This window comes from Huintestinicola butyrica (assembly GCF_025567215.1).
In the GTDB taxonomy this organism is placed as follows: domain Bacteria; phylum Bacillota; class Clostridia; order Oscillospirales; family Ruminococcaceae; genus Huintestinicola; species Huintestinicola butyrica.
Window position 1 is genome coordinate 238669 of record NZ_JAOQKB010000001.1, and the last position, 26383, is coordinate 265051.

Consider the following 26383-nt stretch of genomic DNA (forward strand, 5'->3'; position numbering starts at 1 on the left):
TTCGGCCGCCTTTTTGCTTTGCAGGAGGAAAACTCCTATATTAAAAAATAAAAAAAATGTCTAAATATGTGCTTGACAATCATTGTTCTATGTGCTATAATTAGTCACAGATCGAAATTGTCACACATTAAAGCAATGGGGCTTTAAAGTGGGATATAAATATAGCTGATATAGAGACAGGCTTTCGCACCGCCCTCCGACCGCATGGGGCAATATTTTTTAAAGGAGTCACCCACTATGATGAATATGGATTTCGTCAGGAAGCTGCCTATCCCTCAGGATATCAAGAAGCAGTTCCCTATCCCCGAAGAAGTAAAGAAGATCAAGGCTGAAAGAGATGCCGAGATCGCTGATATTTTTACAGGCAAGTCTGATAAGTTCCTGCTTATCATCGGTCCCTGCTCTGCCGACAGAGAGGACAGCGTTCTTGATTACGTTAACCGCCTTGCAAAGGTTCAGGATAAGGTAAAGGACAAGATACTTATTATTCCCAGAATTTATACCAATAAGCCCAGAACCACCGGTCAGGGCTATAAGGGAATGGTACATCAGCCCGACCCCACCAAGGGCGAGGATATGCTTGAGGGCCTTATCTCTATCAGAAAGCTTCACACAAAGGCTCTTACCGAAACAGGCCTTGTGTGTGCAGATGAAATGCTCTATCCCGAGAACCACAGATATCTTTCCGATATCCTTTCCTACGTTGCAGTAGGCGCACGTTCCGTTGAGGATCAGCAGCACCGCCTTACCGCCAGCGGTCTTACTATCCCCGTTGGTATGAAGAACCCCACCAGCGGCGACTATTCCGTAATGCTCAACTCCATTATCGCAGCTCAGTCCCAGCACACATTCCTCTACAGAGGCTGGGAAGCACGCAGCAAGGGCAATCCTCTTACCCATGCTATCCTGAGAGGTTATGTTGATAAGCACGGCAACTCTCACCCCAACTACCATTACGAGGATCTTGCACTGCTTTACGAGATGTATGCAGCAAAGAATCTTGAGAACATGGCTGTTATCGTTGATGCAAACCATGCAAACTCCAACAAGAAGTATCTGGAGCAGATAAGAATATGCAACGAAGTTCTTCACAGCTGCCGACACAGCAATGATATCAAGAAGCTTGTCAAGGGCTTCATGATCGAAAGCTACATCGTTGACGGCTGTCAGAAGGTGGAAGAGGGAACATACGGCAAGTCCATTACCGACCCCTGCCTCGGCTGGGAGAAGTCCGAAAAGCTCATCTACGATATCGCAGACCAGCTTTAATACTAATCTTTAATCGTTCTATAGACAAAGCCCATCGTATGGCGTTCATACGGTGGGCTTTTTGCAATATGAAAGCCCGAAAATATCATATGATACTTTCGGGCTGAGCTTGTATTATTGTCAGAAGATTATTTTTTCCACATACATTCTGTTTTTGCCGTCTGTTTTTGTCTTGTAGAGCACTCGTTCTGCGGTGATGAAATAGTCCTTCATATTCACCTTGCTGCTGTTGTGAGTCCATGCAGCGCCTACGCTGAATGTGATGCCGATGTCGCTGACGGTATTGCCTGAGGTGAGCTTTATTGTCCTGCACGCTGCCTGAAGCTTTTCGTATCTGTCATGCAGATCAGGCTCGGACATATTTTCGGTGTATATCACGAACTCATCATCGGGGAATTTGAACACAACAGAGTCGCTGAATACATCGCCTACTATCTCAGCCGCAAGGGCCACCGCATTGTCAGCGGCTTCCTTGCCGTACCTGCTGTTAAAGTCGCCGAAATCGTCTATGTCAGCAAAAAGCAAAGCGCCCTTTGTGCCCTCGTGGGATATCTTTTCGCTTATTTGGGCAATAGCGTCCCCCGCAGCGGGAAGAGTGCCGTACGGCGCATTGTATTTCTCGGCGATAAGGTCTGCCTTGATACCGTTCTGCTCGGTTATATCCTCTATCCTGCCCACGATCTTCAGCACAAAGCCAAATTCATCGGCAATGCTTGAATAATGCACTCTTGAATGGATATATTCTTCCGTTACGTTGTCAAGATACCTGATATCTATAAAGCCCTTGCATTCCTTGCGGCAGCATCTCATAAGTATGTAGTAGAAATATATAGCATCATCGGGATATATCCTGTTGCTGCGCCTGAGGTACATTCCGTAGTTTACTATCTCATGGGATTTTCCCGCCTTGGGGAAAAATGTCATGTTATCATTGAGAAGCGAATATTCAAAAAGGAAGGCGCTGCTGGTTTCCTCAAGTATCCTGTAGCGCTCCTTGCTTATGTTGTACTTATGCTCCAGCTCCTTGCGGCGTGAGATATCGTTGATGGAAGCGAGGAAAACGGGATTATCACTTTTGATGAAATCCACAGTTCTTGCACGTATGCAGAACCAGCCGACAGAGCCGTCATATCTGTAGCCCCTTACCTCACAGTAAAAGTCGGAGTGATTCCTGATACAATCCTGCGCCAGACCGAAAATGCGCTGCTCGTCCTCTTCAAAAAGGGTAACGGTAACGTTTTCAATATAAGGGGTGTATTGTTCGAGGGTGTAGCCCACATTATCGAAATATCTTTCGTTAAGGTACAGCGCCCTGATCTTATTTCCGCAAACCTCAAAAACACTGAGTCCGTCATACATACTGTTAAAGAGAGAAAAATAAATGTCTTTACAGTTGTCAGCGGGAACAATGATGGACGGGTCGGTTATATCGGTATTTTTTTTATCCATGGCGCAGCTCCTTCACATATTTATTCTGTCAATTTTACCGCTTTTTCCATTATACCACGTCAAGCCCCAAAAATCAACAGTTATTTCAAAAAAACTACATATTATTTAATTGCAGTGCCTCATTTTGTGTCATAACAACGAAAAATGATACAAGATGACATTGATTTGATGACGTATTTGTTATGAAAATAAAAAAGTCAGGCACACTCATTAGTATGCCTGACCATTTTATTCGGAGTTATTCGGAGGGCTGACCCGTCATTTCGTACTGAACCTTTACCCTGTGCCTTGCCCAGATAAAGCAGATGATGTGCACCGTAAAGGTGATTATCCATGTGATAGGGTAGGAGAGGTAAACCGTTTCTATCCTGTGATATTCGGGTATCCGGAAAACTGTTGCTATCCATAAAAGTCTAAGTCCGCAGGCGCCTACAAGGGATACTATCATGGGCATTATCGAGTAGCCGATGCCCCTCAGAGCGCCCACCATAACGTCCATTATGCCGCACAGTGCGTATGTTCGAGATATTATTCCCAGTCGAACCATTCCCGCAGCAATTACCTCGGGATTGTTGGAGTATATGCTCAGCAGCTGCTCGCCGAAGATTACCGCCAGATTTCCCAGCACCACTCCCACAGCGATAACGCACGCCTCGCCACGGATAACTATTTTATTTATGCGCTCATATTTTCCTGCGCCGAAGTTCTGGCTCACAAAGGATATAGTCGCCTGATAGAATGAGTTCATTGCCACATAAACAAAGCCCTCAATGTTGGCGGCGGCTGAATTTCCCGCAACCACTATGTTTCCGAAAATATTTACGGAGGACTGGATAACTACGTTTGAAAGGGCGAATACGATCCCCTGAAAGCCTGCGGGGAGACCTATCCTCATTATCATGCCAAGCTTTGCGCCGTCAATGCGCAGTTTTTTGAGGATAAGCTTGATAGCGCCCGTTTCCTTCATAAGGCACCTTACTACCAGCACAGCCGAGATCGTCTCGGAAATGATGGTCGCCAGCGCAACACCTGCCACGTCCATTTTGAACACTATAACAAAGATAAGGTTCAGGATAATGTTGATGATGCCTGCCGCAATAAGGTAATAAAGCGGTCGCTTTGTATCGCCCACAGCCCTCAGCAGAGCGCTTCCGAAGTTATATACCATGTTGGAGGTCATACCGATGAAGTATATCCGCAGATAAAGGGAAGCAAGGTCGATAACCTCTTCGGGTGTCTGCATCCATTCCAGCATCTGCCTTGCGCCCAGTATGCCAACCACAGTAAGAAAAATTCCGCTGATAAGGCTTATTGCCATTGATGTATGTACCGTGTCGCTCAGGTCTTCATCACGCTTTGCTCCATAGAATCGTGCGGCTGTAACGTTTGCACCTATGGACAGCCCCACAAAAAGGTTTGTCAGCAGATTTATAAGCGCTGTGTTCGAGCCGACAGCCGCCAGAGAGTTATCGCCTGCGAATTTTCCCACGACCACAATATCTGCGGCATTGAAAAGCAGCTGCAGAATACTTGAAAACATAAGCGGGATAGTAAACGCCAGCATTTTTTTCAGTATTGAGCCGCTGCACATATCTATTTCATATTTCTTTGCTTCGGAACCCATTTGACCACACTCCCTTGTGCTTCCGATAAAAAAAGACACTAATTATTATAGCATTGACAGGGAAAAATGTCAAGAAACGTCATATCTCCCCGAACATAAGCCTTGCCAGCGCACCCTCTGCCGTAAGGTCGCCCCCTGAGATAACGCCGATATCCTTTGCCTGTGTTCCGACCTTATACACGCCCATGGAAACCCCCTCGAAAAGGCACTGGGATATGAGCACGCACTTTACTCCGCCCGATATGGATCTTTTTATTGCAGGCAAAAGCCTTGTGGGAATGGCACCGATGCCGTAGCCCTCGATGACAATGCCGTCATACAGCTTTGCGGCGGTTTCTATCTCCTCGGGTCTTGTCATGGGGGTTATCTTGATAAGCCCTGCCTTGTGGCTGAAATCACTGCGGAAGATATATTTGCCGTCTGGCTTTTTTTCGCTGCATATGAGCTTGCCGCCTGATATTGACCCCGAGTATTTTCCGCTGGGGGAGATGAATGCGTTGTCGTTTCTGGTGTATGCCTTGTATGCCCTGCCGCCCCTGATGAGCTTGTCTCCGAAAAGGATATGAACTCCGCCGATATTTTCACAGGCTGCATTCAGTGCGTTGAGCAGGTTTGCTTTTCCATCGGAATCATCTGCAAAAAATGGCCTCTGAGAGCCTGTGATGATAACGGGTATGGGGCAGCCGTCCATCATTCTGTCAAGTATGGCGGCGGTGTATGCCATGGTATCCGTGCCGTGGGTGATGATTATTCCGTCAAAGCCCCCACGAACCGCTTTATCGGCGGCGATGCCTATGTTCCTGATATCATCGCAGGATATTTCGGTGCTGTCTATGTTCATAAGCTGCTCCGTGCATATGTTTTCGGAAGCAAGACCCAGCACCTCAAGCATCTTTTTCATCTGCTCATCTGACGATGCGGGAACAAGCCCTTTTTCGGTCTCCACAGATGATATGGTCCCGCCCGTTGCCAGCCATTTTATCTTCTTCATTTTCGCTGCCCCCTTGTACTTATCTTTTCCTATTTTAACACAAATAATTTCCCATATAAACATTGACACAGCCAAAATAATATGATAAAATTATTAAGAAAAGTAAATCCTGAACATCACGAAATATTCGTTCTGAAATAAATTTGGAGTGGGAACATGAACACTGAGATCTTCAAGCAGATGAGCAATGCGGACATAAATACCATAATCGACGGCAGTCAGCCCTTTGTAAAGCTTATGACATATTACGGCTGTGCTCTCCGTGAGGTGGAGACAAAGCTTCAGGTCTTAAATGACGAGTTCAAGCTTACCCATGACCGCAACCCCATAGAATCCATAAAGTCACGCATCAAAACGCCACAGAGCATTGTTGACAAGCTGGAGCGCCGTGGAATTGAAGCAAATGTGTCAAATCCCGAGGAATATATCAGGACGATCGAGCGTGAGCTTTTTGATATCGCAGGCATACGTGTTATCTGCGCATTTCCCGATGATATTTACAAGCTGGCGGAGCAGCTTATTTCCCAGGACGATATCACCCTTATCCGCACCAAGGACTACATTCTTTCACCAAAGCCCAACGGCTACCGCAGCCTGCATCTCATTGTTGAAGTGCCTGTGTTCTTTTCATCGGGCAAGCGCAATATGAAAGTAGAGGTACAGCTGAGGACAATGGCAATGGATTTCTGGGCAAGCCTTGACCATAAGCTCAGATATAAAAAGGATCTGGAAAATCAGGACGATATTGCCGATGAACTGAAAAAGTGCGCCGATGTCATTACCGAGACAGATTATCGTATGCAGCAGCTTAGAAAGATGATTGACGGTTATCAATTTTAATAGTATAATCTCTCCCGATGTTGAGAAAATACAACGGGAGGGATTTTTTTGCGTAAGAATATGAAAATGGCGCTTCTGGGGCTGGTCACAGGCATTGCAAACGGATTTTTCGGCTCGGGCGGAGGGATAGTTGCCGTGCCAATGCTGAAAAAGACAGGGCTGGAGCCGAAAAAAGCGCACGCCTGCTCGCTGGCGATAACATTGCCGTTGTCAGTGATATCGGCTGTGTTTTACTCATTTGGCGGGAAGCTTGACTTTAAAAGCGCACTGATGTGCATACCGTTTGGTCTGGCGGGAGCGCTTATAGGGACAAAGCTTATGAAAAAGATATCCGTCAGGCTGCTGTCGGCAGTGTTCGGACTGCTGCTTATTGCAGCCGGCGCAAGGGGGCTGATGAAATGACGTTCCTTACATGGCTTGCGGCATTTGCGGCAGGACTGCTGGCATCAATGGGAGTGGGCGGGGGAATGATACTAATTATCTGGCTCACCGTAGTAATGGGCATGAGCCAGATAGACGCACAGGGCGTGAACCTGATATATTTCCTGCCCATAGCGGCGCTGTCGGTATTTATTCACCGAAAGAACGGACTTATCGACCTGAAAGCTATGCTCCCTGCAATTATTGCTGGCACCGTGGGAGCCTGTCTCGGGGCATACGGTGCAAGGCTTATCGGCACAGGGCTGCTGGGTAAGATTTTTTCCGTGTTCGTAATATTCATCGGCATAAAGGAGCTTTTGGGAGCGGTGAGAAATAAGTGAAAAAGTGGCGAAATATATCCTCTGAAATATACTGTGCATTTTATAAAAAAGTCTTGACGAAATCAGAAAAATATTTTATAATATTCATATAAATATAAGGTGTGCAGGTATCGTGCCGCCTTAATGCAGGAGGAGCTTATGAAAAATATATTGTTTGTTGCTTCCGAGTGTGTTCCTTTTATAAAGACAGGCGGCCTTGCCGATGTTGTGGGAACTCTGCCCAAAATGTTTGATAAGAATGAATATGACTGCCGTGTGATACTGCCCAACTACCGCTGTATCCCCGACAAGTTCCGCAATAATTTCAAGTACGTACACCATTTTTATATGGATATGGGTCAGCGCTTTTCCAGCGTCCATGTCGGTATTATGGAATATGAGTACGACGGCATAACCTTCTACTTTGTTGATAACCTTTTCTATTTCGGCGGAGATAAGCCCTATGCGGATACCAGATACGATATCGAAAAGTTCATCTATTTCTCAAAGTCTGTGCTTGCTATCCTGCCTGTTGTGGGCTTCCGCCCCGACATTATCCACTGCCACGACTGGCAGGCAGGTCTTGTTCCTGTTTACCTCCATACTATTTATAAAGATAATCCGTTCTACTACGGAACAAAGACTATCTTTACTATCCACAACCTCCGCTTCCAGGGCGTGTGGGATATTGATACTATCAAGGCGCTTTCAGGTCTGCCCGATTATGTTTTCACTCCTGATAAGCTTGAGTTCAATAAGGACGCAAATATGCTCAAGGGCGGCCTGGTTTACTCCGATTTCATCACCACCGTCAGCAATACATATGCAGGGGAGATACAGACAGGCTATTACGGCGAGGGTCTGGACGGCCTGCTCAGAGCAAGAAATCAGTCTCTCTGCGGTATCGTTAACGGCATCGACTATCAGGCATATAATCCTGAGACCGATACCTGCATCGCAAAGCAGTACAGCACCCGCAGCATAAAGAAGGGCAAGGCTGCCAACAAGAAGGCTCTCCAGCAGGAGCTTGGTCTGCCTGTTGATGAGAATAAATTCGTTATCAGCATAATTTCCCGTCTCACCGATCAGAAGGGTCTTGACCTTGTAAGATATGCCCTTGACCGCATCTGCGACGAGTTCACTCAGTTTGTTGTTGTTGGTACAGGCGATCCTCAGTATGAAAATCTGTTCAGAGAATATGCTATGAGAATGCCCGGTAGAGTATCCGCAAATATCTTCTTTAACGAGGGCTTTGCTCATAAGGTATATGCGGCTTCCGACGCTGTTCTTGTTCCCAGCCTCTTTGAACCCTGCGGACTTACTCAGCTCATAGCCCTCAGATACGGCACAGTGCCTATTGTCCGTGAAACGGGCGGACTTAAAGATACCGTTCAGCCATATAATGAGTTTGACGGCACAGGAATAGGCTTCTCCTTTGCAAACTACAACGGAGACGAGCTGCTGGGCACTATCAACTATGCAAAGCACATCTACTTCGACTGCCGCAAGGAATGGGATCAGATGGTCTCCAGAGGCATGAAGACAGATTATTCATGGACAAATTCCGCAAGAAAATACGAGGAGCTTTACAACCGTGTTCTCGGCAGATAAAATTTGATGTTGATATAAGTCCTTTGGGCAGAGCCGTGTTTTGTTGCGGTTCTGCCCAATTTTTTACCCTGATGACATTGACATTTTGTAGAATATGTGGTACAATATAGGGGTGATTGGACGGAATGTCAGCATGGAAAGGAGCATTTAATATGTCAGGACCTGTAAATGATATCATCGGCGAAATGGTGCAGCAGATAATCAAACTTTGCGACCCCTGTATGATATATCTTGTGTCACGCAAGACCAATACGGCAGGAAAGGTCACAAGCTTCAAGTTGTGTGTTGTCGTTGAGGACAGCATTCTTCCCGAGCAGGTGGAAACAAAGCTTCTGCTCAAGACTGACTGCCCTGTGCCATGCGATTTCATCGTGTACAACATCAGCGACTGGGACGAGTGTGCGGAGGACGACTGCTCCTTTGCGTACCGTGTAGAGAACGGCGGTGATCGGCTCTATGTCAAGGAATAGCAAAAAAGGCGACAGCAAGCGCTATTACGACTGGATATATCATGCGTCTCTTGACAGAATGGCGGCGGAGGTCCTTTGCGACAATCCGCAGCTTTATTATGTAGCGGCGTTTCACTGCCAGCAGTGCATCGAAAAGGCACTGAAAGGCTATCTTCTTTTCAAGAGCAGGCATCTGCTGGACGGTCACAACCTTACATGGCTGTGCAAGCAGGCTGCCATGATGGACGACAGCTTTATCCAGTGGATAGACGAAAGCGCCGTGCTCAACAGGTACTATATCGAAACAAGGTACCCTGCCGATATTCCCCTGGAAATAAATTCATCGACCATGAAATCGCTGATGAATATGAGCGGCAGCATGATGGACTTTATCTGTGATATCACAAAGTTTGATTTTAACAGCTATCACAGAAAAAGCCGAAGCAAGGGGTGATAATAATACGGCTAATTGATTTCCACACCCACGCATTTCCTGACGGACTGGCGGAAAAAGCCATAACTCGCCTGCTGGCTGATGTGGTAAAGGCTGATATGGGCTTTGACGAGAATTTTTACTCAGACGGCACCGTAAAAGGTCTTTCGGAAAATATGTCAGCCTGCGGCGTTGATATGTCTGTGCTGTTGCCTGTGGCGACCAAATCCGCTCAGGTGGAGGGTACGAACCGCTGGGCGGAGGAGGCTGCAAAGGAGACGGGCAATATAATCCCCTTCGGAGCGGTCTATCCCGATGAAAGCGTATTTGCGGTGCTTGAAAGGCTGGCAGAGCAGGGTAGAAAGGGTATAAAGCTCCACGGCGATTTTCAGAACTTCTATGCCGATGAGGAACGCATGATACCCATATACCGCAGATGCGGCGAGCTGGGGCTTATCGTTGTGATGCACAGCGGCATTGACTGTTCGTCTCCCTACGATATCCATACCGATGCGCAGATGATGGCAAGAGTGCTGGATAAGGTGTCGGGTGTGAAATTTGTTGTTGCCCATATGGGCGGCGTAAGGTGCGAGGACGAGGCGGCAAGGCTTCTTGCGGGAGCTGAGAATGTCTGGTTCGATACGGCATACACTGCGGGCAGGATATCTCCCGAGCATATGACCGAGCTTGTGCGGACATATGGTGCGGACAATGTACTTTTTGCATCGGACAGCCCATGGAACGACCCGAAAGATGTGCATATGCTGATAGAAAGCACATCTCTCACAGCAGAAGAAAAGAAAATGATATACTATTTTAATGCTGAGAGGCTTTTGGGTCTGTGAACACGAGCCTGCAAAAATCGGCTGTGTTTATAAAATGACAAAAAATAATGCTGAATATGTAAAATATTACAAAATTTGGTTTTTCAAACTTTCTGTTCGCATTTTGCTGAAAGATATCGGACGCTTTTGTGGAATGAGTATGAAAATGCCAATACGAATACTGATTTATTATTGTATTTGTACAACTGCACATATGAAGAAATGCGACATTTGGTCAAATGGTCGTAATAATCGGTTACAATTTGGTTAAATTAACATATTGCTAATTTTTGGTCAAAATGATATAATATGATAAGTATTTGAAAAGCATAATAAATAATTGTGTGTTTTTCGGTATAAGCTATTTTTTATTCGGAGGTGTCACAATTTAATGAAGACTTTTATCTATACGGCTACCGACGTTCAGGGAAACACCGTCAAGAACCAGAAGATGAACGCCGAGGACGTTAATGACTTCCTTGAGAAGATTCATGAAAAAGGTCTTTTCTGCTCCAGCTATAAAGAAGCTAAGGGCGGAACCGGCAAGAATATGCACAAGTTCACCACAAAGGAACTTGCTTATGACTGCCGTCAGATGTCTGCAATGATCACGTCAGGTCTTACACTTGTAAAGGCGCTTGATATCATGCAGCGTGAACAGATCAAAGAGGGACCCAAGCAGATCTACCGTGAGATCTATGAAGAGGTCCAGAAGGGTACTTCCTTCTCCGACGCAGTAAAGATGCAGGGCGACGCTTTCCCTAACTTCTACATATCAATGATACAGGCCGGTGAGACCTCCGGTAATCTGGATATGGTTATGAAGAAGATGGAAGATCAGTACACAAACGACGCAAAGCTCAACAACAAGATCAAGAGCTCAATGATGTATCCTATCATCCTCTGCGTACTCTGCGTAGCTATCGTAATCATCATGTTCACCTTTATCATGCCTACCTTCAAGGACCTTCTTACCGAAGAAGATATGAAGGGTCTTACAGGTGCTCTGTTCGCATTCTCCGACGGATTTAAAAAGTACTGGTGGCTCATCGCCCTTATCGTTGTCGGTCTTGTATTTGCTATCAAGTACGCTCTTAAGGTTCCCGATATCAGATACAAATTCGACCAGGCTATCATCAAATTGAAACCTGTCGGTCCTCTGGTAGTTAAGATCTATACCGCACGTTTCGGTTCCACACTTGCTTCCCTCTACTCTTCGGGTATCCCCATGGTAGAGTGCCTTGCAAAATCCTCCAACATCCTCAATAACCTGTATGTATCAAAGAAATTTGAAACGGTTATCGACGAAGTTAAACAGGGTGAAGCCCTCTCGGTTTCCATTCAGAGAACAGGCATTTTCGAGTCAATGTTCACATCTATCATCTATGTCGGTGAGGAATCCGGTGCTCTTGACTCAATCCTTGCAAAATCCGCAGCATTCTATCAGGAAGAAGCGGACGAGGCTGTATCCCGTCTGGTAGGTCTTATCGAGCCTGTCATGATCATCTTCATGGGTACTGCTATCGGTCTTGTTATTGCCGGTATCCTTCCTGCGATCTACAACTCCATGGGCAACATTACCTAAAAGATCGGGTATAAATCAAATCAGTCATCGGGGTACAACCCGTAAATAAAAATTTTAAAAATAATTTAGTGAGGTGACGAGAATGCTTTCATTTGATATTACAGACAGACATATACGCATTATTCGCGGTACTGAGTCAAGAGGCAGGATCAGAGTTTCTTCTGCATCTACCATCGATCTCAGTGAGGGTCTGATCGTAAATGGTCATATAAAAGATATTCCCAAAATGGCAACCATCATCAACGACGAGCTGAAAGCAAGACGTATGGATGATAAAGAAGCAGTTGTTACACTGTCTTCCAACCTGGTAATCTTCAAGGAACTGCATATCCCCAAGGCAAAGACAAATGCACAGCTCCTTACAATGGTAACAAACCAGATGCAGCACACAATGGGTATCGCAGAGGAATATTCAATCTCCTATTCCATTGCAGGTGAGGTTGAGGAGGAAGGCGTTCAGGCTCTTAAGATCCTGGCTACTGCCTGCCCCTTTGAAGTGGTTGACTGCTTCAGAAAAGTATTCTCCATGCTTTCAATTTCCCTGAAGTCAGTAACAGTTACCTGTAACGCAATTTCAAGAATCATTCTCAGTGATAAGAAAGCATCTGCAAAGATGCCTATGTTGGTAGTTCAGGTTGACCCCAACTTCGTCAGCCTTAACCTCTACGAGGACAATCAGCTCTCATTCGCAAGATTTGCTTCCATTGACGCTGTTGACTACGATAATTCCGAGGATTACGTTTACGAGGCTGTAAACGAGAACATCTACAGAATGATCCAGTTCCACAAGTCGAGAAATCCCGAGAACCCCATTCAGAACGTTGTATTCTACGGCGATACCACTGAGTATATCCGTCTTACAAACGCTCTCGAGGGAATGGATATCTCCACAAGCCTTCTGGGCGTTCCCAACAACATCTCCGGCTATGAGAACATCGAGTTCCAGGCTTATGCAAATGCTATCGGTGCAATGTTCCGAAGCAATAAGGATACAGACCGTATCAACCTCCTGGAGACTGACTCCTCCGCAGGTAAGACTGATGCAGGTTCTTCCTTCCTTATCGGTCTCGGCGGTGCGGTAGTTCTTTCCGCTGCTGTAGTTGCCGCTGTAGTATTCGGTATCACCAATGCTATCAACAACAACGATGCCAAGGTCGCAGAGATCGATGAGTGGATCAACAGCCCCGAGGTTATGGAAACTCTCACCGCTGTTGACAGCACTCAGGCTAAGATCGACAAGGTTGCTCTTTACAAGGCTGACCTTGATACTGCTGCATACAACTTCGATACCAAGTCTGCTCTTACAGTTGATGTTCTCAACACTGTAATAAAGACTATCCAGGACAACAGCTGCTCCGTAGCTGAGATCGCATATACTTCAGGCAGCTTTGAGATTTCCTGCACAGCTAAGGACAACACAGCTCCCGATGAAGCTGTAAAGGCTATCTACGATCTTGATATGTTCGATAATATCGTATATGACGGCTTCCAGTCCAACGGAGGCGGCGAAGCTGTTGAAGGCGCTGCTCAGGAAGACCCCATTACATTCACCGTTTCCTTTGTATCCAGACCCAACGAGGTCGAGGTTGAGGAGACAGCCGAAACAACCGATGAAACTCAGGAAGAAGGTGTTGAATAATGAGCATGAAGCTTTCATACAGAGATAAGGTAATCATTATCGTGCTCGCAGTGCTGGTTGTACTGGGCGTAGGTATTTTCACCTTTATCAAGCCTAAGTTTGCAGATCTCCAGGCATCTGAGGACAGACTTACTGCCAAGGAAGCTGAAAGAGACGATGTTCAGTCCAAGATGGATACTCTTGAAGTGCTCAAGAAGCGCCTTGAAGATGATATCAAGTCCGTTGAGGAAACTCAGAAGCAGTTCATGAGCGAAAGAGATTACGGCGAGACTTATCAGATAAGCAAGTATCTGATGGATAAGCTCCACCCCGCAGGAATCGAGATCACAGGAATTTCTCTTGACAGACTTACATCAACACAGCTCGAAGCATATACATATAATAAGTATGCAGTTGCATATCCTATGAAGATAAACGCTGATATCGCAGGCAAGCTTCCTCCCGAGGTTGGATATGCTTACGAGGGCGGTTATCCTGCAGCTCCCGCAAGTGTTGCAGTTGGCGGAACTGTTGTAACAGTAAGCTACACCTGCACAAACAATGACGGCGTGTTCGATGCTATCCAGTCCGTAGCTGATAACGAGGAGAACATTTATCTCCAGAGCGTTTCCGCAAGCTACAAGGACGAGGGTAAGACCGAAGACGGCAAGATCGAGGGCGATATGGTCATCGAGATCTATGAGGTTTACACCATGGATCCCGCTGATATTGAGGACTAAAATAATAATCAAGACCGACCCGAAAAAACCAACCATTTTTTCGGGTGGGCTTGTTTATTAAATTGCGAAATATTTTGCAGAATTTCACTCATTTTTTTAAATTTTATAGAAAGGGTGGCAAATGTATGACTAAGGCAAAAAGCAGGCACGGCAAGCTCAAGGGCGCTGTTCTGCTGATGGTTCTTGCAGTTATGACGGTGCTCATAATCATGCTGGCAGGCGCAATGGCTATTGCTTCTACCGCTACGAACAGAGCAAACACTAACTACGAGGAAAGCCAGGCATATTATACTGCGAGATCCGGCGTTGATGTTCTCACCCAGACCATCATGGGTGACTCAAAGTATAAGTCAGATGGTTCAGGCGGACTGACTGCGATAGCGTCAGGTTCTTCAGACAAGAGCCAGGCACTTGAGCTTGAGGAGGCTATTGCCGGTGTTCTTGAGACAAATGGTGCCGGCAAGCCTGTTTATAATGTAAGTAAATCTCTTAAAGCCTGGGATAGTATCAATGACCCCCAGGCAACACAGCTTAAAGCTGCATATCCGAGTTCATGGCAGAATATTATCGATAACAGCTATATGGAATTTGATGTTTCTGATATTTCTTGGGTTGATAGCACTTCAGGCATGATGGCTGACCCGGGAGACGGAAAGGTCAAGGTAAAAATACAGCTTTTAAAGCTTATTTATGATGATGGTTCCGGTGCCGGAATCAACAGAAATGCTATTTCTGCTGCTCAGTCCGCTGATCTTTCAGGAGGAAGCTCCTCAACCTACTATATTAAGGATATGTGGGTTCTTATGGAGTGTACTGCTACTTATAATGGCATTTCCGCCACCGTTTCAAAGGTTATTACACCTATTGAAAAGGAAAAGGCTACAAACGTGGGCTTTACTTCTGTAGGTTCCGCAAACCTCAGCAATAACGTTGATGTCATCGGCGGTGCTGTAACAGGCGGTTCCTTTAACTGGGGCAACAACGGTTCGATTATAGGAAGCGGTTTCTTTAATGGCGATGTAAATATCAATGCTCAGAAGGCTTTGGATTTCACAAATGGTGAAAGTCTTGTTGTAAATGGTAACTTTATTCCTCAGAATAATGTAACAATAAGATCCAATGCAAACGCAGCCTCTACATCTGCTGCGCCGTTTATGTTTGTTAACGGTACTATTGATGCAAGCAATAATCTTAAAATCAACCCAGGTAACAAGCCATTCAGCGTTATTACCAAGAACTACAAGACGGGAAACAATACCCCCAATACCCTTTACGGTAATCTGTATATCGACGGTTACTATTATGGTGACGGAAACGGATTACAGAATCTTAACGGTTCAAATTCTCTTGTAAAGGGCGACATATTTATCAGCGACAGAGACACTATCGACTACACATGGACCAGAACCAATGTTACTGACCCTACAAATCCTTACGGATCATTAACAGGCTGGTCAAAGACAGGAACAGGCTCTTGCGTAAAGACCTACCTTGGCGGTATTGTTAATTATACCGCAAATGCAGCTACCAAAAAGTTCGATTTTTCTGTTAATGCAACGCCGTTCTGGGACCATAATCTGAAAATTGGTTCTTACGATGCGCTTTGCACAGGTAAGATATACTATTATTATGATGAGCAGGTTGTTTCCGGTGTTACACAGTATTCCGGTTGTGTTGAGCTTCACGCATTAAAGCAGCTGCTTATTGCGGCAGGTCGTCCTCAGACAGAGGTAGATGCAAAGTTTATTGAAGTTAATTCTGATAATCTTAAGTATATACTTAAGATGGATCGCAGTGACTTTGTTGACGGACTTACCGTAACAGCATCTGATGTAACTGCTGCTTCGGGCAGTGCACCTTCCTTTAATATGAAGTTATCACTTCCCAAGGACGCAACAACAAGAACAACTGGTGATGACAGACTTTCACTTCCTACACTTTTCAGCAAGTACACCCAGTATTTCTGCTTTGACACATCAACCTGTGATTTTACGGATCAGTCAGGAACTGCTATCACTGATTTCGATTATATAGATCATACGGCAGATCCAGCAGCAAATGTTACACAGTCATGGAAGAATGCTCTTAAAACAGTATATAATGATCTCAACCCTGCAAATACCAATATCGAATATGATAAGGAATTTACTAAGGTATGGGATGTATTGTGTGCATTGTATAAGCCGTCATCTACAAATATGAACGTTCAGTTCCGTACCCCTGCACAGCAGGCAAATGTAGATGGTGTAGGTACATTCAGTGATAAGGATGATCTTGCTTCTATAACAACAACAGTCAAGAAAATCTCAGATCTGGCACCTTATACAGGAAACAGCAATTATCTTGAAGTAGATACTTCTTCGGGAAATGTAATTCTCCAGCTTGATCCCACGGGAGCAAGTGAATCCTGCTACGGCGGTGGTAGTAACCATACTGCGAAGAAAGGCATTATTGTAAAGGGAACAGGCTACCTGTATATTCTCCTTCCCAATACTCCTTCCGGCAGCGTGTATGGATTTAAGGATTATGTGATTGTGACAGAGTCGTTTTTTACAAACGGTTATAATGTAAGTCCTATAGCTATCGGCTCTTCTGTAAGCGGCACAATTCCTTTGGTAACAACTCCTAAGATTATGTGGTATGCTGATGACGGTGTACAGCTTAATTATTATAATGGTGGAAAAACAACACTTATGGGTTACCTTTATGGTCCCGGTGCCTCTTTCTATGTCGGTGCAGGCTTGAACAACAATAAGGCCTTGTATTATAGAGGCACAGCAGTCATGGACTATCAGAACAGTAATAGAAACGACATATTGCCTTCGTTCATGGGTTCTGCTTTTATCGGAAATATCGGTGGTCAGAATAATTTTGGCCTTATCTATATTCCTCCCGACAATACCAAGCAGCCTCATGAGGCAAAGTTCAGCTGGCAGACAGGCGTTGTCGGTTATTCCTACAACGGAATCAAGACTGCACCTGCGACCTGATAAGGAGGAGTTTATATGAAAAGACGCTTTAAAAACTCCTGCAAAGGTTTTACACTGATCGAAGTTATCGTAGCAATGGTAATTCTCGGCATAGCTTCACTGCTTCTGGTAGGTATGTACGCTTCCGTATGTGCCCGCATCAGGTCAAACAATGATTTTAACGACCGTATGAGTGAGCAGCAGAAATATGTTGAGACGAGAGCGGCAGGTACTGCTTCGGGTCTCTTTGATGTTCATTATGACAGCAGCATTCCGTCAGGTTCCACAAAGTACAGCGGTGCAACATCGGGAAATTACACATTTACCATCAAGTGCACAAAGGATAACGCAAACTCTTCGTTTGTAAACAAGGAGTTTACTGCCCGCTGCGCAGTTTACACACTTAAAAACATTGATGACGGTGTTGTTGTGGCAACAGATGACGATGATGTTCAGGTTGACTACAAATACTTCGTCGGCGATAATTCATAAGGGGGAATTGCAGTGAAGAAAAAATTTAAGGCATTTACCCTTATCGAGCTTATCGTTACCATGCTTATCATGGGAATCATTATGGCAGGTATCATGAGAATGTTCCAGCCTATAAACGATGTTTATTCCAACACCTCCGTGCTTTCCAACCAGGAAGCATCGGAGCTTGGAATAGCAAACTACATTGCAGGAAATGTTAAGTATGCTCAGAGCATAGGAATTTACGAGGATCAGGCTTCACCCGAAGCAGCTGTTACCACATTCCTTGCCAATAATCCCACTGATCTTGAGGGAAACGTACTTACTGCTGCTGATGTTGATGTTATCTGCATTGTCAATAACACAGCATACAAGGCAGGCGGTGCCGGCTCAAGCGGAGGAGATTTCTACGGACGTATCGTCCGCCGTCTCCCCGGAAAGACCGCTTGCAGCCTCAATCAGGCAAACTTTGATTACACAGCCACTACAGGAAATTCCTACATGGCAATGGGTGACGCATACTACGGCACTGCCGACTACTATATCAGAATAAGCAACTTTACAGACAAGGGCTTTGATATTACCGTTGACAGTGACTATTACTACAGCAAGCAGAAGAAGGCAAATGATTTCTTCCAGAGAAAGAATGCGACTTCCAACTACACAAAGCTTTCTGTTTACCTTGCTAACCCCACCATTCCCGCAACAGCTTCCACTACAGGCGTAAAGAGAGTAGTTGATAACACTCATCTTGATGCCAATGCAGGTACAAGAAGCAACGTGGGTACTACAGCAGCAAAGAATACATATATCGTATATTATTCTATCAAGTAACAAAAAACCCGTGCCGTGTGATTTTCACACCACGGCACGGGTAAAATTTTATCCGTTATCTTCCAATGTGCAGCGAGTTCAGATACATATCAATGAGCGAGCCGTTAACAAAAGCTCCCACAGCAAGTCCGATAATGAGGAAGGGGCCGAAAGCAAATACGTTTGAATCCTCCGAGTCGTCGTTGCGCCTGATGTATTTGAGAATAACGCCGTATATTGCACCAAGCACCACAGCGATGATTCCTGCGGTAATTGTGGCTTTCAGTCCAAGCATGAGACCGCCTGCCGCCATAAGGATAACATCGCCCATTCCGAAGCCGAACACAGGACCTTCTTCCTTGATCTTGGCTTCAAGCGCTTCCTTTTCAGCTACCAGCTTTTTGTAATTCCTGTCACTTTCCGAGGTGCGCTTCAGATTAGCCTTAACGCCTCTGAGAGACTTTCTCTCCTCGCTGACAAAAGCGTTGTAGAACAGGGGAGTTACCACAAAGCCCATCACAAGGATAACGAGGCTCACGGATAACATTCCGTAAATTCCGTCTCTGATATCAGTCTCGGGGAAAAAGAAAAGCTTCTGGGTATCAACAGTGATGAAGTTCAGCACATGAGAAGCGATTGCAATAATAAAAGTATAGATCAGAACAGAAACGCACATCTCCCTGTTGTCGATATCCTGGAAACAGAGGACGATAAGACCTGCCATGAACAGGCACAGCATTACAGGATAAAGCCCGTAGTCAAAGAAATTGTAACGGAGGAAAATTCCCACGAACATTACTCCCGTAAGTGATTCCACCAGCATATATCTGGGTGATATCTTTGAACCGCAGGCACGGCACTTGCCTCTGAGTATCAGCCAGCTGAACACGGGAATGAGGTCATACCATTTAATAGGTGTTCCGCAGGTCATACAGTGGGAGTTCCTTTTAACAAGTGATTCGCCCCTCGGCAGCCTGAGGATACATACATTAAGAAAGCTTCCGATGGTTATGCCGAAAAGAAATACGAAAACATAAACTGTAATGTTCATTATGTTTTCCATTGTCTCCAAGCTGATATTGCCCATTTTATCAGTCTCCTTTAATAATGAAAATAATTTCTGCGGTATTTTCCGCAGGGTTACATATATAGTACCACAAATTACAATTTATTTCAAGCAAAAAAGCGGTTTTTGACCGCAAATAATAAAAATCCCGCATTTTTCCCGCAGTTAGGATGCGGCAGAGCAAATATCGTCTGCGGAGAAGGAGTTATAACGTTTATGAAGAACATTCCTATCGGTCAGTACATGGTTAATGAGGGCATCATTACTGAAGAGCAGCTTCAGAATGTACTTGACGCCAAGAAAAATGATAATGTCCCCGGCAAATTTTTCGGTGACTATGTTATCGAGCTGGGATATGTTACGGACGTACAGTTCGGACAGGTCCTTTCCAGAAAGCAGAACATTCCCTTTGTTGACCTGGACGACCCCGAGACCGTCATTGATATCGAGGCTGTAAAGAAGATACCTGAGGCACTGGCTAAAAAGCACACCATAATTGCCATCAAGATCACCGGTAAGAGACTTACCGTTGCTTCATACGACCCCGTAAACTTCTACATCTTCGAGGACATCAAGGTAACAACAGGTATGGACGTTGTTCCTGTCCTTGCAACAAAGGCAGCTATCACCAGAGCCATAGGCAAGATATACTCCAACTCCAACATCGGCAAGGTTATCGACTCCGTTGAGAGCCAGTTCCAGGCTGAGGAGCAGAGCGCAGAGGAAGCAGAGATCGCCGAGCGTGTCGATAATGCGCCTATCGTTAAGCTCTGTACCACAATCGTTGAAAACTCCTTCCGTGCAAACGCAACGGATATTCATATCGAGCCGTTCAAGACATACACAAGAATACGTATCCGTGTAAACGGCGATCTTATCGAGCTGATGAACGTTTCAAACGTTGTACATAACTCCCTTATCACACGTATCAAGATCATAAGCGGCATGAACATCGCCGAGAAGAGAGTACCTCAGGACGGCCGTTTCACACAGGTCGTTGACGGAACCACCCTTGATGTCCGTGTATCTAACCTTCCTACAGTTAACGGTGAGAAGTGCGTTATCCGTATCCTGGCAACAGGTGATGTTGGTGTTCGTAAGATTACCGACCTCGGCATGACACCATACAACTACGACCGTTTCTCAAGACTTATCAAGGTTCCTCAGGGCGTTATGCTGGTAACAGGACCTACCGGTTCCGGTAAAACAACCACCCTTTACGCAGCTCTCGGTGAGCTTGCAAAGCCCAATGTTAACGTAATCACAGTCGAAGACCCTGTCGAGAAGAATATCGAAGGCATCAACCAGTGCCAGGTTAATGCAAAGGCAGGCATGACCTTTGCGGCAGCCCTCCGTTCTATCCTCCGTCAGGACCCCGATATCGTAATGGTCGGAGAAATGCGTGACCAGGAAACAGCAGAGATCGCTATCAGAGCCGCTATCACAGGCCATATGGTGCTCTCCACACTTCATACAAACGATGCTGCTTCCACCATCACCCGTCTGGTAGATATGGGCGTTGCGCCTTACATGGTAGCAACTTCTCTTATCGGTATCGTTGCACAGAGACTTTGTAAGGTCGTTTGCAACGAGTGCAAGACCCCCAGAATGTCCACTCCCGAAGAAAATGAGCTTCTCGGAATTACCGAGTCCGCTACAATATACGATGCCTGCGGATGCCCCAAGTGCAACAACACCGGCTACACAGGACGTACCGCTATCCATGAGATACTTCTTTGTACTCATGAAATGGCATCTCTTATCGCCGCCGACGGCAAGGTTGACGCAATTTCCTCTCTTGCAAAAGAACAGGGATGCAAGCTCCTGCGTGATAACGTTGCAGAGCTTGTACTGGAAGGCAGAACAACCTTGGATGAGCTTGTAAAGCTTACCTTTGCCGTTTAATAAGGGGAAATCCCGAAAAATATTTAATTGCCGCCGTGCGGAACACCGCTGCGTGGCAGAATGGAGGATAATATGGATATCGATATCGAAAAAAAGCCTGCCGATAGAGTGGTGCTCAATATCGACAAAATTCTTGACGAGGCGAGAGTCCTCGGCTGTTCGGACGTTCACTTCACAACCAAGATCTCACCTATCGTTCGTCTTCACGGTACATTACGTAAGCTCAGCTCTTACCCTGAGATGACCGACGGCGCTATCATGAAGCTGGTAGAGCAGATGACAGGCGGAAGAAATATCGAGAACATCAAGAACAGGATCGATACCGACTTCTCGTATGTTACCAAGAGAGGCTACCGTCACCGTGTAAACGTATATCACCAGAGAGGCGACACAGCTATTGCTATCCGTCTGCTGAGAAATGATATCCCCACACTTGAGGATCTGGATATGCCTCCTATTCTTGGAGATTTTGCAATGCGTCCCAGAGGACTTATCCTTGTAACAGGTCCTACAGGTTCCGGTAAATCCACAACTCTGGCAGGTATGATCGACTATGTAAACTGCAACCGCAGCGCCCATGTCATCACTGTCGAGGACCCTATCGAGTACATTCACGAGCATAAGAGATGTATGATAAACCAGCGTGAGGTCGGCGACGACGTTGAGTCCTTCGCACTGTCTCTCCGTGCAGCTCTCCGTGAAGACCCCGATGTTATCCTCGTAGGAGAAATGCGTGACTATGAGACCATCACTGCCGCAGTAACCGCCGCAGAAACAGGTCACTTGGTTATGAGTACACTTCATACCACATCTGCGTCTGATACCATTAACCGTATCATTGACGCATTCCCCGCACATCAGCAGAACCAGATCCGTACACAGCTTGCAACAGTTCTCGTAGGTATCATCGCCCAGACCCTTATCCCCAAGGCTGACGGAACAGGCCGAGTAGCAGCACTTGAGATCCTCAACGCTACCGACTCCATCAAGGCAATGATCCGTGACAATAAGGTACACCTTATCCAGACCGCTATCCAGACAGGTAGGAAGGACGGAATGGTATGCCTCGATCAGGAGCTTGCACGTATGGTTAAGGAAGGCACTATCACCGAAATGCACGCTCGAGAGAAGAGCCTTGATATCAACGAGTTTGAGCGTTACATGAAGGCTACAAACCCCATGAGCCTCAACTGATGTCATATCGAAAATATTAACAGGAGGGTGTCCAATGAGCAAAATCAAAAAAAATATCAAAAGCTTAAAGGGTTTTACTCTTCTTGAGCTTATAGTTGTAATTGCTATCATATCGGTGCTCCTTATGATAATAGTTCCCAATATGACAGATTACATAAGGACCTCGAGAATAAGAGAAGCCAATGACCAGGCACAGCAGATATATGTGGCAACACAGGATTATCTCAACTCTCTCCAGACAAGGGGAGCAAAGGTCGAGGATTATTTCGGTGCGGTACCGTCAGGCGGAACAGCGTGCAAATTCGGCATGGACAGCAATACCAAGGACGTTACCATAAATGACCTCCGTATCCTTGGCAGTTCCGAGGCTTCGGGAAGTTCGGTGATTACTCCAGGTGCTGTTAAATGGGACGAAGCTGCCAAAGGTATCCTTTCAGGTCTCAGCGAAGATTTTGCGGGATCATGGTATGTTGAGATCTATCCTGCAACATATACCGTGAAGTTAGCACTTTACAGTGAGCAGAAGAAGGATTGCAGCACCTGCACCACAAATTTTGACTGGGATGCAGTTTGCGCTGTATCTTCCAAGCCTTATGAATCAATGTTCACCGCAGCAACTAATGATACTTTAGCTGATGTTAATGTGCACGGCAGAACAATGCGCATTGCGAAGAGCCAGGAGACCTGCTACAACAAGGGTTATGAGACTGCATATGTAGGTCAGTATCCTATCCCCGCACCTACTGCATGATAATTTGTAAAATTAAAAACTCTAAAGAGGCTGCTGCAGATTTCTGCAGCAGCCTCTTTTCCTGTGGGTTTTCGGAGCTGAGAATAATACTAATACTAATCCTCAATCAACCTATAGACAAAAAATCTTCACATAACCCATACACGCAAGATTATGCTCGATTTTTTGTATAGTTTTTAATTGGTGCTTAGTATAAAACTTTATGCCGAAGCTTTCAGAGTATTGACATATTTACAAAAAAGATGTATCATATTTATATCACAATATCTTTAAGGGGTGCTAAAATGATAAAGCAGAGATTTATTTCAGCGGTAATGGCAGCAGCAGTTGCGGTTTCATCAGTCACAGCCCTTTCAGCAGGGGTAAGCGCCGAGTGGGTCAAGTCCGACAGCGGATACAGCTATAAGAGCGATGACACAGGAAAGAAGCTTACAGGTTGGCAGACCATCGGCGACGGCACATACTATTTCGATAAGAAAGGTATTGCCCTCACAGGCTGGAAGAAGATAGGCGATGATACCTACTATTTCAACAGCGCCAAGAAAGGCAAGATGCTGACAGGCTGGTCAAAGATCGGCAGCAGCAAATATTATTTCGGCAAAGACGGAAAAATGCGCACGGGCTTTGTGAAACTCAGCGGAGACACCTATTACTTCGGCAAGAACGGCAAGATGCGCACAGGCAAGCTGAAGATCAGCGGCAAGACCTATGATTTCGGCACAGACGGTATCCTTAAAAACGGCAGCAAGACTTCTTCCTCCTCCGACAGTGTTCTCACAGCTCCTCTGGACGGTCTGAAATGGGGAATGTCTCAGGAGCAGGTCATCAAAAAGGGCGGCTTCAAGTCATACTACGCACAGGATTCCCTCCTTATGGTGGCTGACAGCGAGCCTTACGCTTACTATGTGTTCAACGCAGATGACGAGCTTTGCGCAGTAGGCTATGCCGAAACCTATTCCGCTTCCGCTCTCAAGAAGTACAAGGGCTATTTCACCTCCGACGGTTGGGAGAAAATGGCGACCTACAGCGAGGCAAGCGGCACAAATATCCTTTACCAGAAGGGCACAAAGGTCGGTTCTGTCACTTATAATGACGAGACTATTATGACGCTTGTTTTCTCCGATGAGTACGGTAAAATGTTATCCGAGGGCAAAACAGACTGCCTTGACGGACTTTTCTGATACAGCACATAAAAAAGGGACTGCTGCGGCTTAGGCTGCAACAGTCCCTTTTCGTGTTTACAGATAACTTGAAAAAATCATCAGATAACGTTATATTCCTTGAGAAGCTTTTCGATATCGGTGCCCTTGATCTTTTCAAGCACCTTTTTAAGAGCAAATCTTTCGATAAGATTTACGTCCATGTCGGTGATCTTCTTGCCGTCACGGAGCTTTACTGTAGCGTCCAGGAGAGCACGCAGGTCATAAACGCTGCCCCATACCTCGGGAACGCCCCTGTCGATGTTAAGCAGAGTATAAACGGCTTCCATACCTGTTCTCATGGAGTATTCGGTGGTGAAGATGGTGTCACGCTTTGTCTCGGCGAACTGACCAAGGAAAGCGAAGTTTACTGCGCCCTCGGGAACAACAGCGGGTCTGTCGCCGTATGCACGGGGCATGAAGAATGCGGTGATATAAGGCATCATGCAGGGAACGGTGTTTGCGCTGTGCTCAGCCAGGTCCTCGATATCGCTCTCGGGAACGCCGATGTGGTACAGCCATTCCATGCAGATCTCCTTGCCTGTGCAGTCTCTCATAGGCTTCTTAACGTAGTCGCCGGGCTTGTCGGAGAACAGAGCATATACCCAAACAAGGCACTGATCCTTAGGCTGGCTGCGGAACTGAGGCTGACGGTTGATAGTCCAGCTCAGGAGCCATGAGGAGTCCTTTGCGGTCACGATGCCGCCTGTAACTACCTTGCCGGAGAATGGGTCACGCTTGCAGATGTTCTTGATATAGGGGATAATGCGCTGGTCAAGGGTGGTGACAGTCGCACTCATCCAGTTGGACTTTTCAGGGTCGGAGCAGAACTTGTCGGGATGACCGAAAGCGGGATCCTGAGCAGCGATCTTGCGCCACATATCCCAGCCGCCGCCTTCCTTTATCTCGTAGTTGAAGGGTGCGGGAGTGTTCTGGCTGCCGATGGTGGAGTTTTCAACGCAGCCGCCGTTGGTGATGAACACAAGGTCATTTTCGGTCAGGTCGATAGCTTCCTCGTTGCCGTCACGAATAACATCAATTCTTGTAGCCTGCTTACGGTCAGCAGTGCAGTCAAACTCAACGTTAACGACCTTTACGCCGAAGTGGAACTGAACGCCGAAGCTTTCCAGATACTTGACCATAGGCAGTATCATTGACTCATACTGATTGTACTTTGTGAAGCGCAGAGCCTTGAAATCGGGCAGACCTCCGATGTGGTGAATGAAACGCTGTATATAAAGCTTCATTTCCAGTGCGCTGTGCCAGTTCTCGAAAGCGAACATTGTGCGCCAGTAGAGCCAGAAGTTGGAGTTCAGGACTTCATCATCAAATACATCGGTGATCTTCTTGTCCTGCAGGTCTTCGTTTGCGGTAAAGAACAGCTTCATTATCTCCATTGCGCCCTTGTCTGAGATATCGAATTTGCCGTCGGTGTGAGCGTCTTCGCCTCTGTTTACGGTAGCACGGCAGAGAGAGTAGTTGGGGTCAGCCTTGTTGAGCCAGTAGTATTCGTCGAGGACTGAAACGCCCTCAGTCTCGATAGAGGGGATAGAGTGGAACAGATCCCACATTACCTCGAAATGGTTATCCATTTCACGGCCGCCTCTCATAACGTAGCCTACGTTCTCGAACTTCCAGCCGTCGCAGGCACCGCCCGCAACCTGCTCCTTTTCAAGGATATGAACGTGCTCGCCCTTCATCTGACCGTCACGGACAAGGTAGCAGGCTGCTGTAAGAGCAGCAAGTCCGCTTCCTACAATATAGGCGGACTTTCCGTCAACGCCCTCGGGTTTTAAGGGTCTTGCAAATGCTTCATAGTTTCCGCTTGAGTAATACATAAAA

The 26383-nt window shown here is 46.1% G+C and carries 23 protein-coding genes; 18 read left to right on the forward strand and 5 right to left on the reverse strand.

Translation table 11 applies throughout. The features are described from left to right. Positions 1 to 240 precede the first annotated feature (240 nt). On the forward strand, positions 241 to 1269 hold the full coding sequence (locus OCV68_RS01090) for a 3-deoxy-7-phosphoheptulonate synthase (protein ID WP_147622509.1): 1029 nt from the start codon (positions 241 to 243) through the stop codon (positions 1267 to 1269). Positions 1270 to 1389: 120 nt separating this feature from the next. Here OCV68_RS01090 and OCV68_RS01095 read toward each other — a convergent pair whose 3' ends face one another. From OCV68_RS01095 to OCV68_RS01105, 3 genes are all read right to left on the reverse strand, one after another. Continuing rightward, positions 1390 to 2718 (reverse strand): sensor domain-containing diguanylate cyclase, encoded by a 1329-nt coding sequence (locus OCV68_RS01095; protein ID WP_262570188.1) that lies wholly within the window; start codon positions 2716 to 2718, stop codon positions 1390 to 1392. Positions 2719 to 2956: 238 nt separating this feature from the next. Further along, complete coding sequence (locus tag OCV68_RS01100; RefSeq protein WP_147622311.1) at positions 2957 to 4342, reverse strand: MATE family efflux transporter; 1386 nt, start codon at positions 4340 to 4342, stop codon at positions 2957 to 2959. A 79-nt stretch (positions 4343 to 4421) separates the two neighbouring features. After that, positions 4422 to 5333 (reverse strand): asparaginase, encoded by a 912-nt coding sequence (locus OCV68_RS01105; RefSeq protein WP_262570190.1) that lies wholly within the window; start codon positions 5331 to 5333, stop codon positions 4422 to 4424. A 156-nt stretch (positions 5334 to 5489) separates the two neighbouring features. Here OCV68_RS01105 and OCV68_RS01110 point away from each other — a divergent pair, with 156 nt between their 5' ends. From OCV68_RS01110 to OCV68_RS01170, 13 genes are all read left to right on the forward strand, one after another. Further along, the gene (locus OCV68_RS01110; RefSeq protein ID WP_022475079.1) at positions 5490 to 6173 is read left to right on the forward strand and encodes a GTP pyrophosphokinase; all 684 of its coding nucleotides are present in this window, start codon (positions 5490 to 5492) and stop codon (positions 6171 to 6173) included. A 48-nt stretch (positions 6174 to 6221) separates the two neighbouring features. Beyond that, positions 6222 to 6575 (forward strand): sulfite exporter TauE/SafE family protein, encoded by a 354-nt coding sequence (locus OCV68_RS01115; protein ID WP_022475080.1) that lies wholly within the window; start codon positions 6222 to 6224, stop codon positions 6573 to 6575. Then, a complete protein-coding gene (locus OCV68_RS01120; RefSeq protein WP_262570193.1) occupies positions 6572 to 6934 on the forward strand; it encodes a sulfite exporter TauE/SafE family protein in 363 nt (120 codons plus the stop codon). The genes OCV68_RS01115 and OCV68_RS01120 overlap by 4 nt, the downstream gene beginning before the upstream one ends. A gap of 138 nt (positions 6935 to 7072) precedes the next feature. Further along, a complete protein-coding gene (gene glgA, locus OCV68_RS01125) occupies positions 7073 to 8524 on the forward strand; it encodes a glycogen synthase GlgA (protein WP_262570195.1) in 1452 nt (483 codons plus the stop codon). 152 nt (positions 8525 to 8676) lie between these two features. Continuing rightward, positions 8677 to 8994, forward strand: a complete 318-nt coding sequence (locus OCV68_RS01130) for a hypothetical protein (protein ID WP_022475083.1) — start codon at positions 8677 to 8679, stop codon at positions 8992 to 8994. Further along, entirely contained in the window at positions 8981 to 9427 is a 447-nt protein-coding gene (locus OCV68_RS01135) for a HEPN domain-containing protein (protein WP_262570197.1), read from the forward strand. Before OCV68_RS01130 ends, OCV68_RS01135 begins: the two co-directional genes overlap by 14 nt. Further along, on the forward strand, positions 9424 to 10251 hold the full coding sequence (locus tag OCV68_RS01140; RefSeq protein WP_262570199.1) for an amidohydrolase family protein: 828 nt from the start codon (positions 9424 to 9426) through the stop codon (positions 10249 to 10251). Before OCV68_RS01135 ends, OCV68_RS01140 begins: the two co-directional genes overlap by 4 nt. Before the next feature lie 370 nt (positions 10252 to 10621). Beyond that, on the forward strand, positions 10622 to 11815 hold the full coding sequence (locus OCV68_RS01145) for a type II secretion system F family protein (protein WP_022475086.1): 1194 nt from the start codon (positions 10622 to 10624) through the stop codon (positions 11813 to 11815). 82 nt (positions 11816 to 11897) lie between these two features. Continuing rightward, positions 11898 to 13454 carry a pilus assembly protein PilM gene (gene pilM / locus OCV68_RS01150; protein ID WP_022475087.1) on the forward strand — a complete coding sequence of 519 codons (1557 nt, stop codon included), beginning with the start codon at positions 11898 to 11900 and terminating at the stop codon, positions 13452 to 13454. Then, the gene (locus OCV68_RS01155) at positions 13454 to 14173 is read left to right on the forward strand and encodes a hypothetical protein (protein WP_262570203.1); all 720 of its coding nucleotides are present in this window, start codon (positions 13454 to 13456) and stop codon (positions 14171 to 14173) included. The genes pilM and OCV68_RS01155 overlap by 1 nt, the downstream gene beginning before the upstream one ends. Positions 14174 to 14298: 125 nt before the next feature. Beyond that, complete coding sequence (locus OCV68_RS01160) at positions 14299 to 17163, forward strand: hypothetical protein (RefSeq protein WP_262570205.1); 2865 nt, start codon at positions 14299 to 14301, stop codon at positions 17161 to 17163. A 15-nt stretch (positions 17164 to 17178) separates the two neighbouring features. After that, on the forward strand, positions 17179 to 17634 hold the full coding sequence (locus tag OCV68_RS01165) for a prepilin-type N-terminal cleavage/methylation domain-containing protein (protein ID WP_022475090.1): 456 nt from the start codon (positions 17179 to 17181) through the stop codon (positions 17632 to 17634). A gap of 12 nt (positions 17635 to 17646) precedes the next feature. Continuing rightward, positions 17647 to 18447 (forward strand): prepilin-type N-terminal cleavage/methylation domain-containing protein, encoded by an 801-nt coding sequence (locus OCV68_RS01170; RefSeq protein ID WP_262570208.1) that lies wholly within the window; start codon positions 17647 to 17649, stop codon positions 18445 to 18447. 55 nt (positions 18448 to 18502) lie between these two features. Here the strand turns inward: OCV68_RS01170 and OCV68_RS01175 are convergent, their stop codons facing one another. Continuing rightward, positions 18503 to 19513 (reverse strand): prepilin peptidase, encoded by a 1011-nt coding sequence (locus tag OCV68_RS01175; protein WP_262570209.1) that lies wholly within the window; start codon positions 19511 to 19513, stop codon positions 18503 to 18505. Between the two features lie 195 nt (positions 19514 to 19708). Between OCV68_RS01175 and OCV68_RS01180 the strand changes: the two genes are divergently transcribed. From OCV68_RS01180 to OCV68_RS01195, 4 genes are all read left to right on the forward strand, one after another. Beyond that, positions 19709 to 21397 (forward strand): GspE/PulE family protein, encoded by a 1689-nt coding sequence (locus OCV68_RS01180; RefSeq protein WP_022475093.1) that lies wholly within the window; start codon positions 19709 to 19711, stop codon positions 21395 to 21397. Positions 21398 to 21469: 72 nt separating this feature from the next. Further along, positions 21470 to 22591, forward strand: coding sequence for a type IV pilus twitching motility protein PilT (locus tag OCV68_RS01185; RefSeq protein ID WP_022475094.1), 1122 nt, complete (start codon positions 21470 to 21472; stop codon positions 22589 to 22591). A 34-nt stretch (positions 22592 to 22625) separates the two neighbouring features. After that, entirely contained in the window at positions 22626 to 23342 is a 717-nt protein-coding gene (locus OCV68_RS01190; RefSeq protein WP_022475095.1) for a competence type IV pilus major pilin ComGC, read from the forward strand. 284 nt (positions 23343 to 23626) lie between these two features. Then, positions 23627 to 24523 (forward strand): N-acetylmuramoyl-L-alanine amidase family protein, encoded by an 897-nt coding sequence (locus OCV68_RS01195; protein ID WP_262570210.1) that lies wholly within the window; start codon positions 23627 to 23629, stop codon positions 24521 to 24523. 80 nt (positions 24524 to 24603) lie between these two features. On the opposite strand, the gene OCV68_RS01200 is transcribed toward OCV68_RS01195, so the two are convergent. Next, a complete protein-coding gene (locus OCV68_RS01200; protein WP_262570211.1) occupies positions 24604 to 26379 on the reverse strand; it encodes an oleate hydratase in 1776 nt (591 codons plus the stop codon). Positions 26380 to 26383: the final 4 nt, after the last annotated feature.

Bases quoted from the DNA above. Each gene is read 5' to 3' on its own strand.
- glgA (WP_262570195.1), top strand. From the start codon at position 7,073: ATGAAAAATATATTGTTTGTTGCTTCCGAGTGTGTTCCTTTTATAAAG.
- OCV68_RS01160 (WP_262570205.1), top strand. From the start codon at position 14,299: ATGACTAAGGCAAAAAGCAGGCACGGCAAGCTCAAGGGCGCTGTTCTG.
- OCV68_RS01190 (WP_022475095.1), top strand. From the start codon at position 22,626: ATGAGCAAAATCAAAAAAAATATCAAAAGCTTAAAGGGTTTTACTCTT.
- OCV68_RS01200 (WP_262570211.1), bottom strand. From the start codon at position 26,379: ATGTATTACTCAAGCGGAAACTATGAAGCATTTGCAAGACCCTTAAAA.
- OCV68_RS01165 (WP_022475090.1), top strand. From the start codon at position 17,179: ATGAAAAGACGCTTTAAAAACTCCTGCAAAGGTTTTACACTGATCGAA.
- OCV68_RS01090 (WP_147622509.1), top strand. From the start codon at position 241: ATGAATATGGATTTCGTCAGGAAGCTGCCTATCCCTCAGGATATCAAG.
- OCV68_RS01130 (WP_022475083.1), top strand. From the start codon at position 8,677: ATGTCAGGACCTGTAAATGATATCATCGGCGAAATGGTGCAGCAGATA.
- OCV68_RS01110 (WP_022475079.1), top strand. From the start codon at position 5,490: ATGAACACTGAGATCTTCAAGCAGATGAGCAATGCGGACATAAATACC.
- OCV68_RS01195 (WP_262570210.1), top strand. From the start codon at position 23,627: ATGATAAAGCAGAGATTTATTTCAGCGGTAATGGCAGCAGCAGTTGCG.
- OCV68_RS01105 (WP_262570190.1), bottom strand. From the start codon at position 5,333: ATGAAGAAGATAAAATGGCTGGCAACGGGCGGGACCATATCATCTGTG.
- OCV68_RS01185 (WP_022475094.1), top strand. From the start codon at position 21,470: ATGGATATCGATATCGAAAAAAAGCCTGCCGATAGAGTGGTGCTCAAT.
- OCV68_RS01120 (WP_262570193.1), top strand. From the start codon at position 6,572: ATGACGTTCCTTACATGGCTTGCGGCATTTGCGGCAGGACTGCTGGCA.
- OCV68_RS01145 (WP_022475086.1), top strand. From the start codon at position 10,622: ATGAAGACTTTTATCTATACGGCTACCGACGTTCAGGGAAACACCGTC.
- OCV68_RS01095 (WP_262570188.1), bottom strand. From the start codon at position 2,718: ATGGATAAAAAAAATACCGATATAACCGACCCGTCCATCATTGTTCCC.
- OCV68_RS01100 (WP_147622311.1), bottom strand. From the start codon at position 4,342: ATGGGTTCCGAAGCAAAGAAATATGAAATAGATATGTGCAGCGGCTCA.
- OCV68_RS01155 (WP_262570203.1), top strand. From the start codon at position 13,454: ATGAGCATGAAGCTTTCATACAGAGATAAGGTAATCATTATCGTGCTC.
- OCV68_RS01180 (WP_022475093.1), top strand. From the start codon at position 19,709: ATGAAGAACATTCCTATCGGTCAGTACATGGTTAATGAGGGCATCATT.
- OCV68_RS01135 (WP_262570197.1), top strand. From the start codon at position 8,981: ATGTCAAGGAATAGCAAAAAAGGCGACAGCAAGCGCTATTACGACTGG.
- OCV68_RS01175 (WP_262570209.1), bottom strand. From the start codon at position 19,513: ATGGGCAATATCAGCTTGGAGACAATGGAAAACATAATGAACATTACA.
- pilM (WP_022475087.1), top strand. From the start codon at position 11,898: ATGCTTTCATTTGATATTACAGACAGACATATACGCATTATTCGCGGT.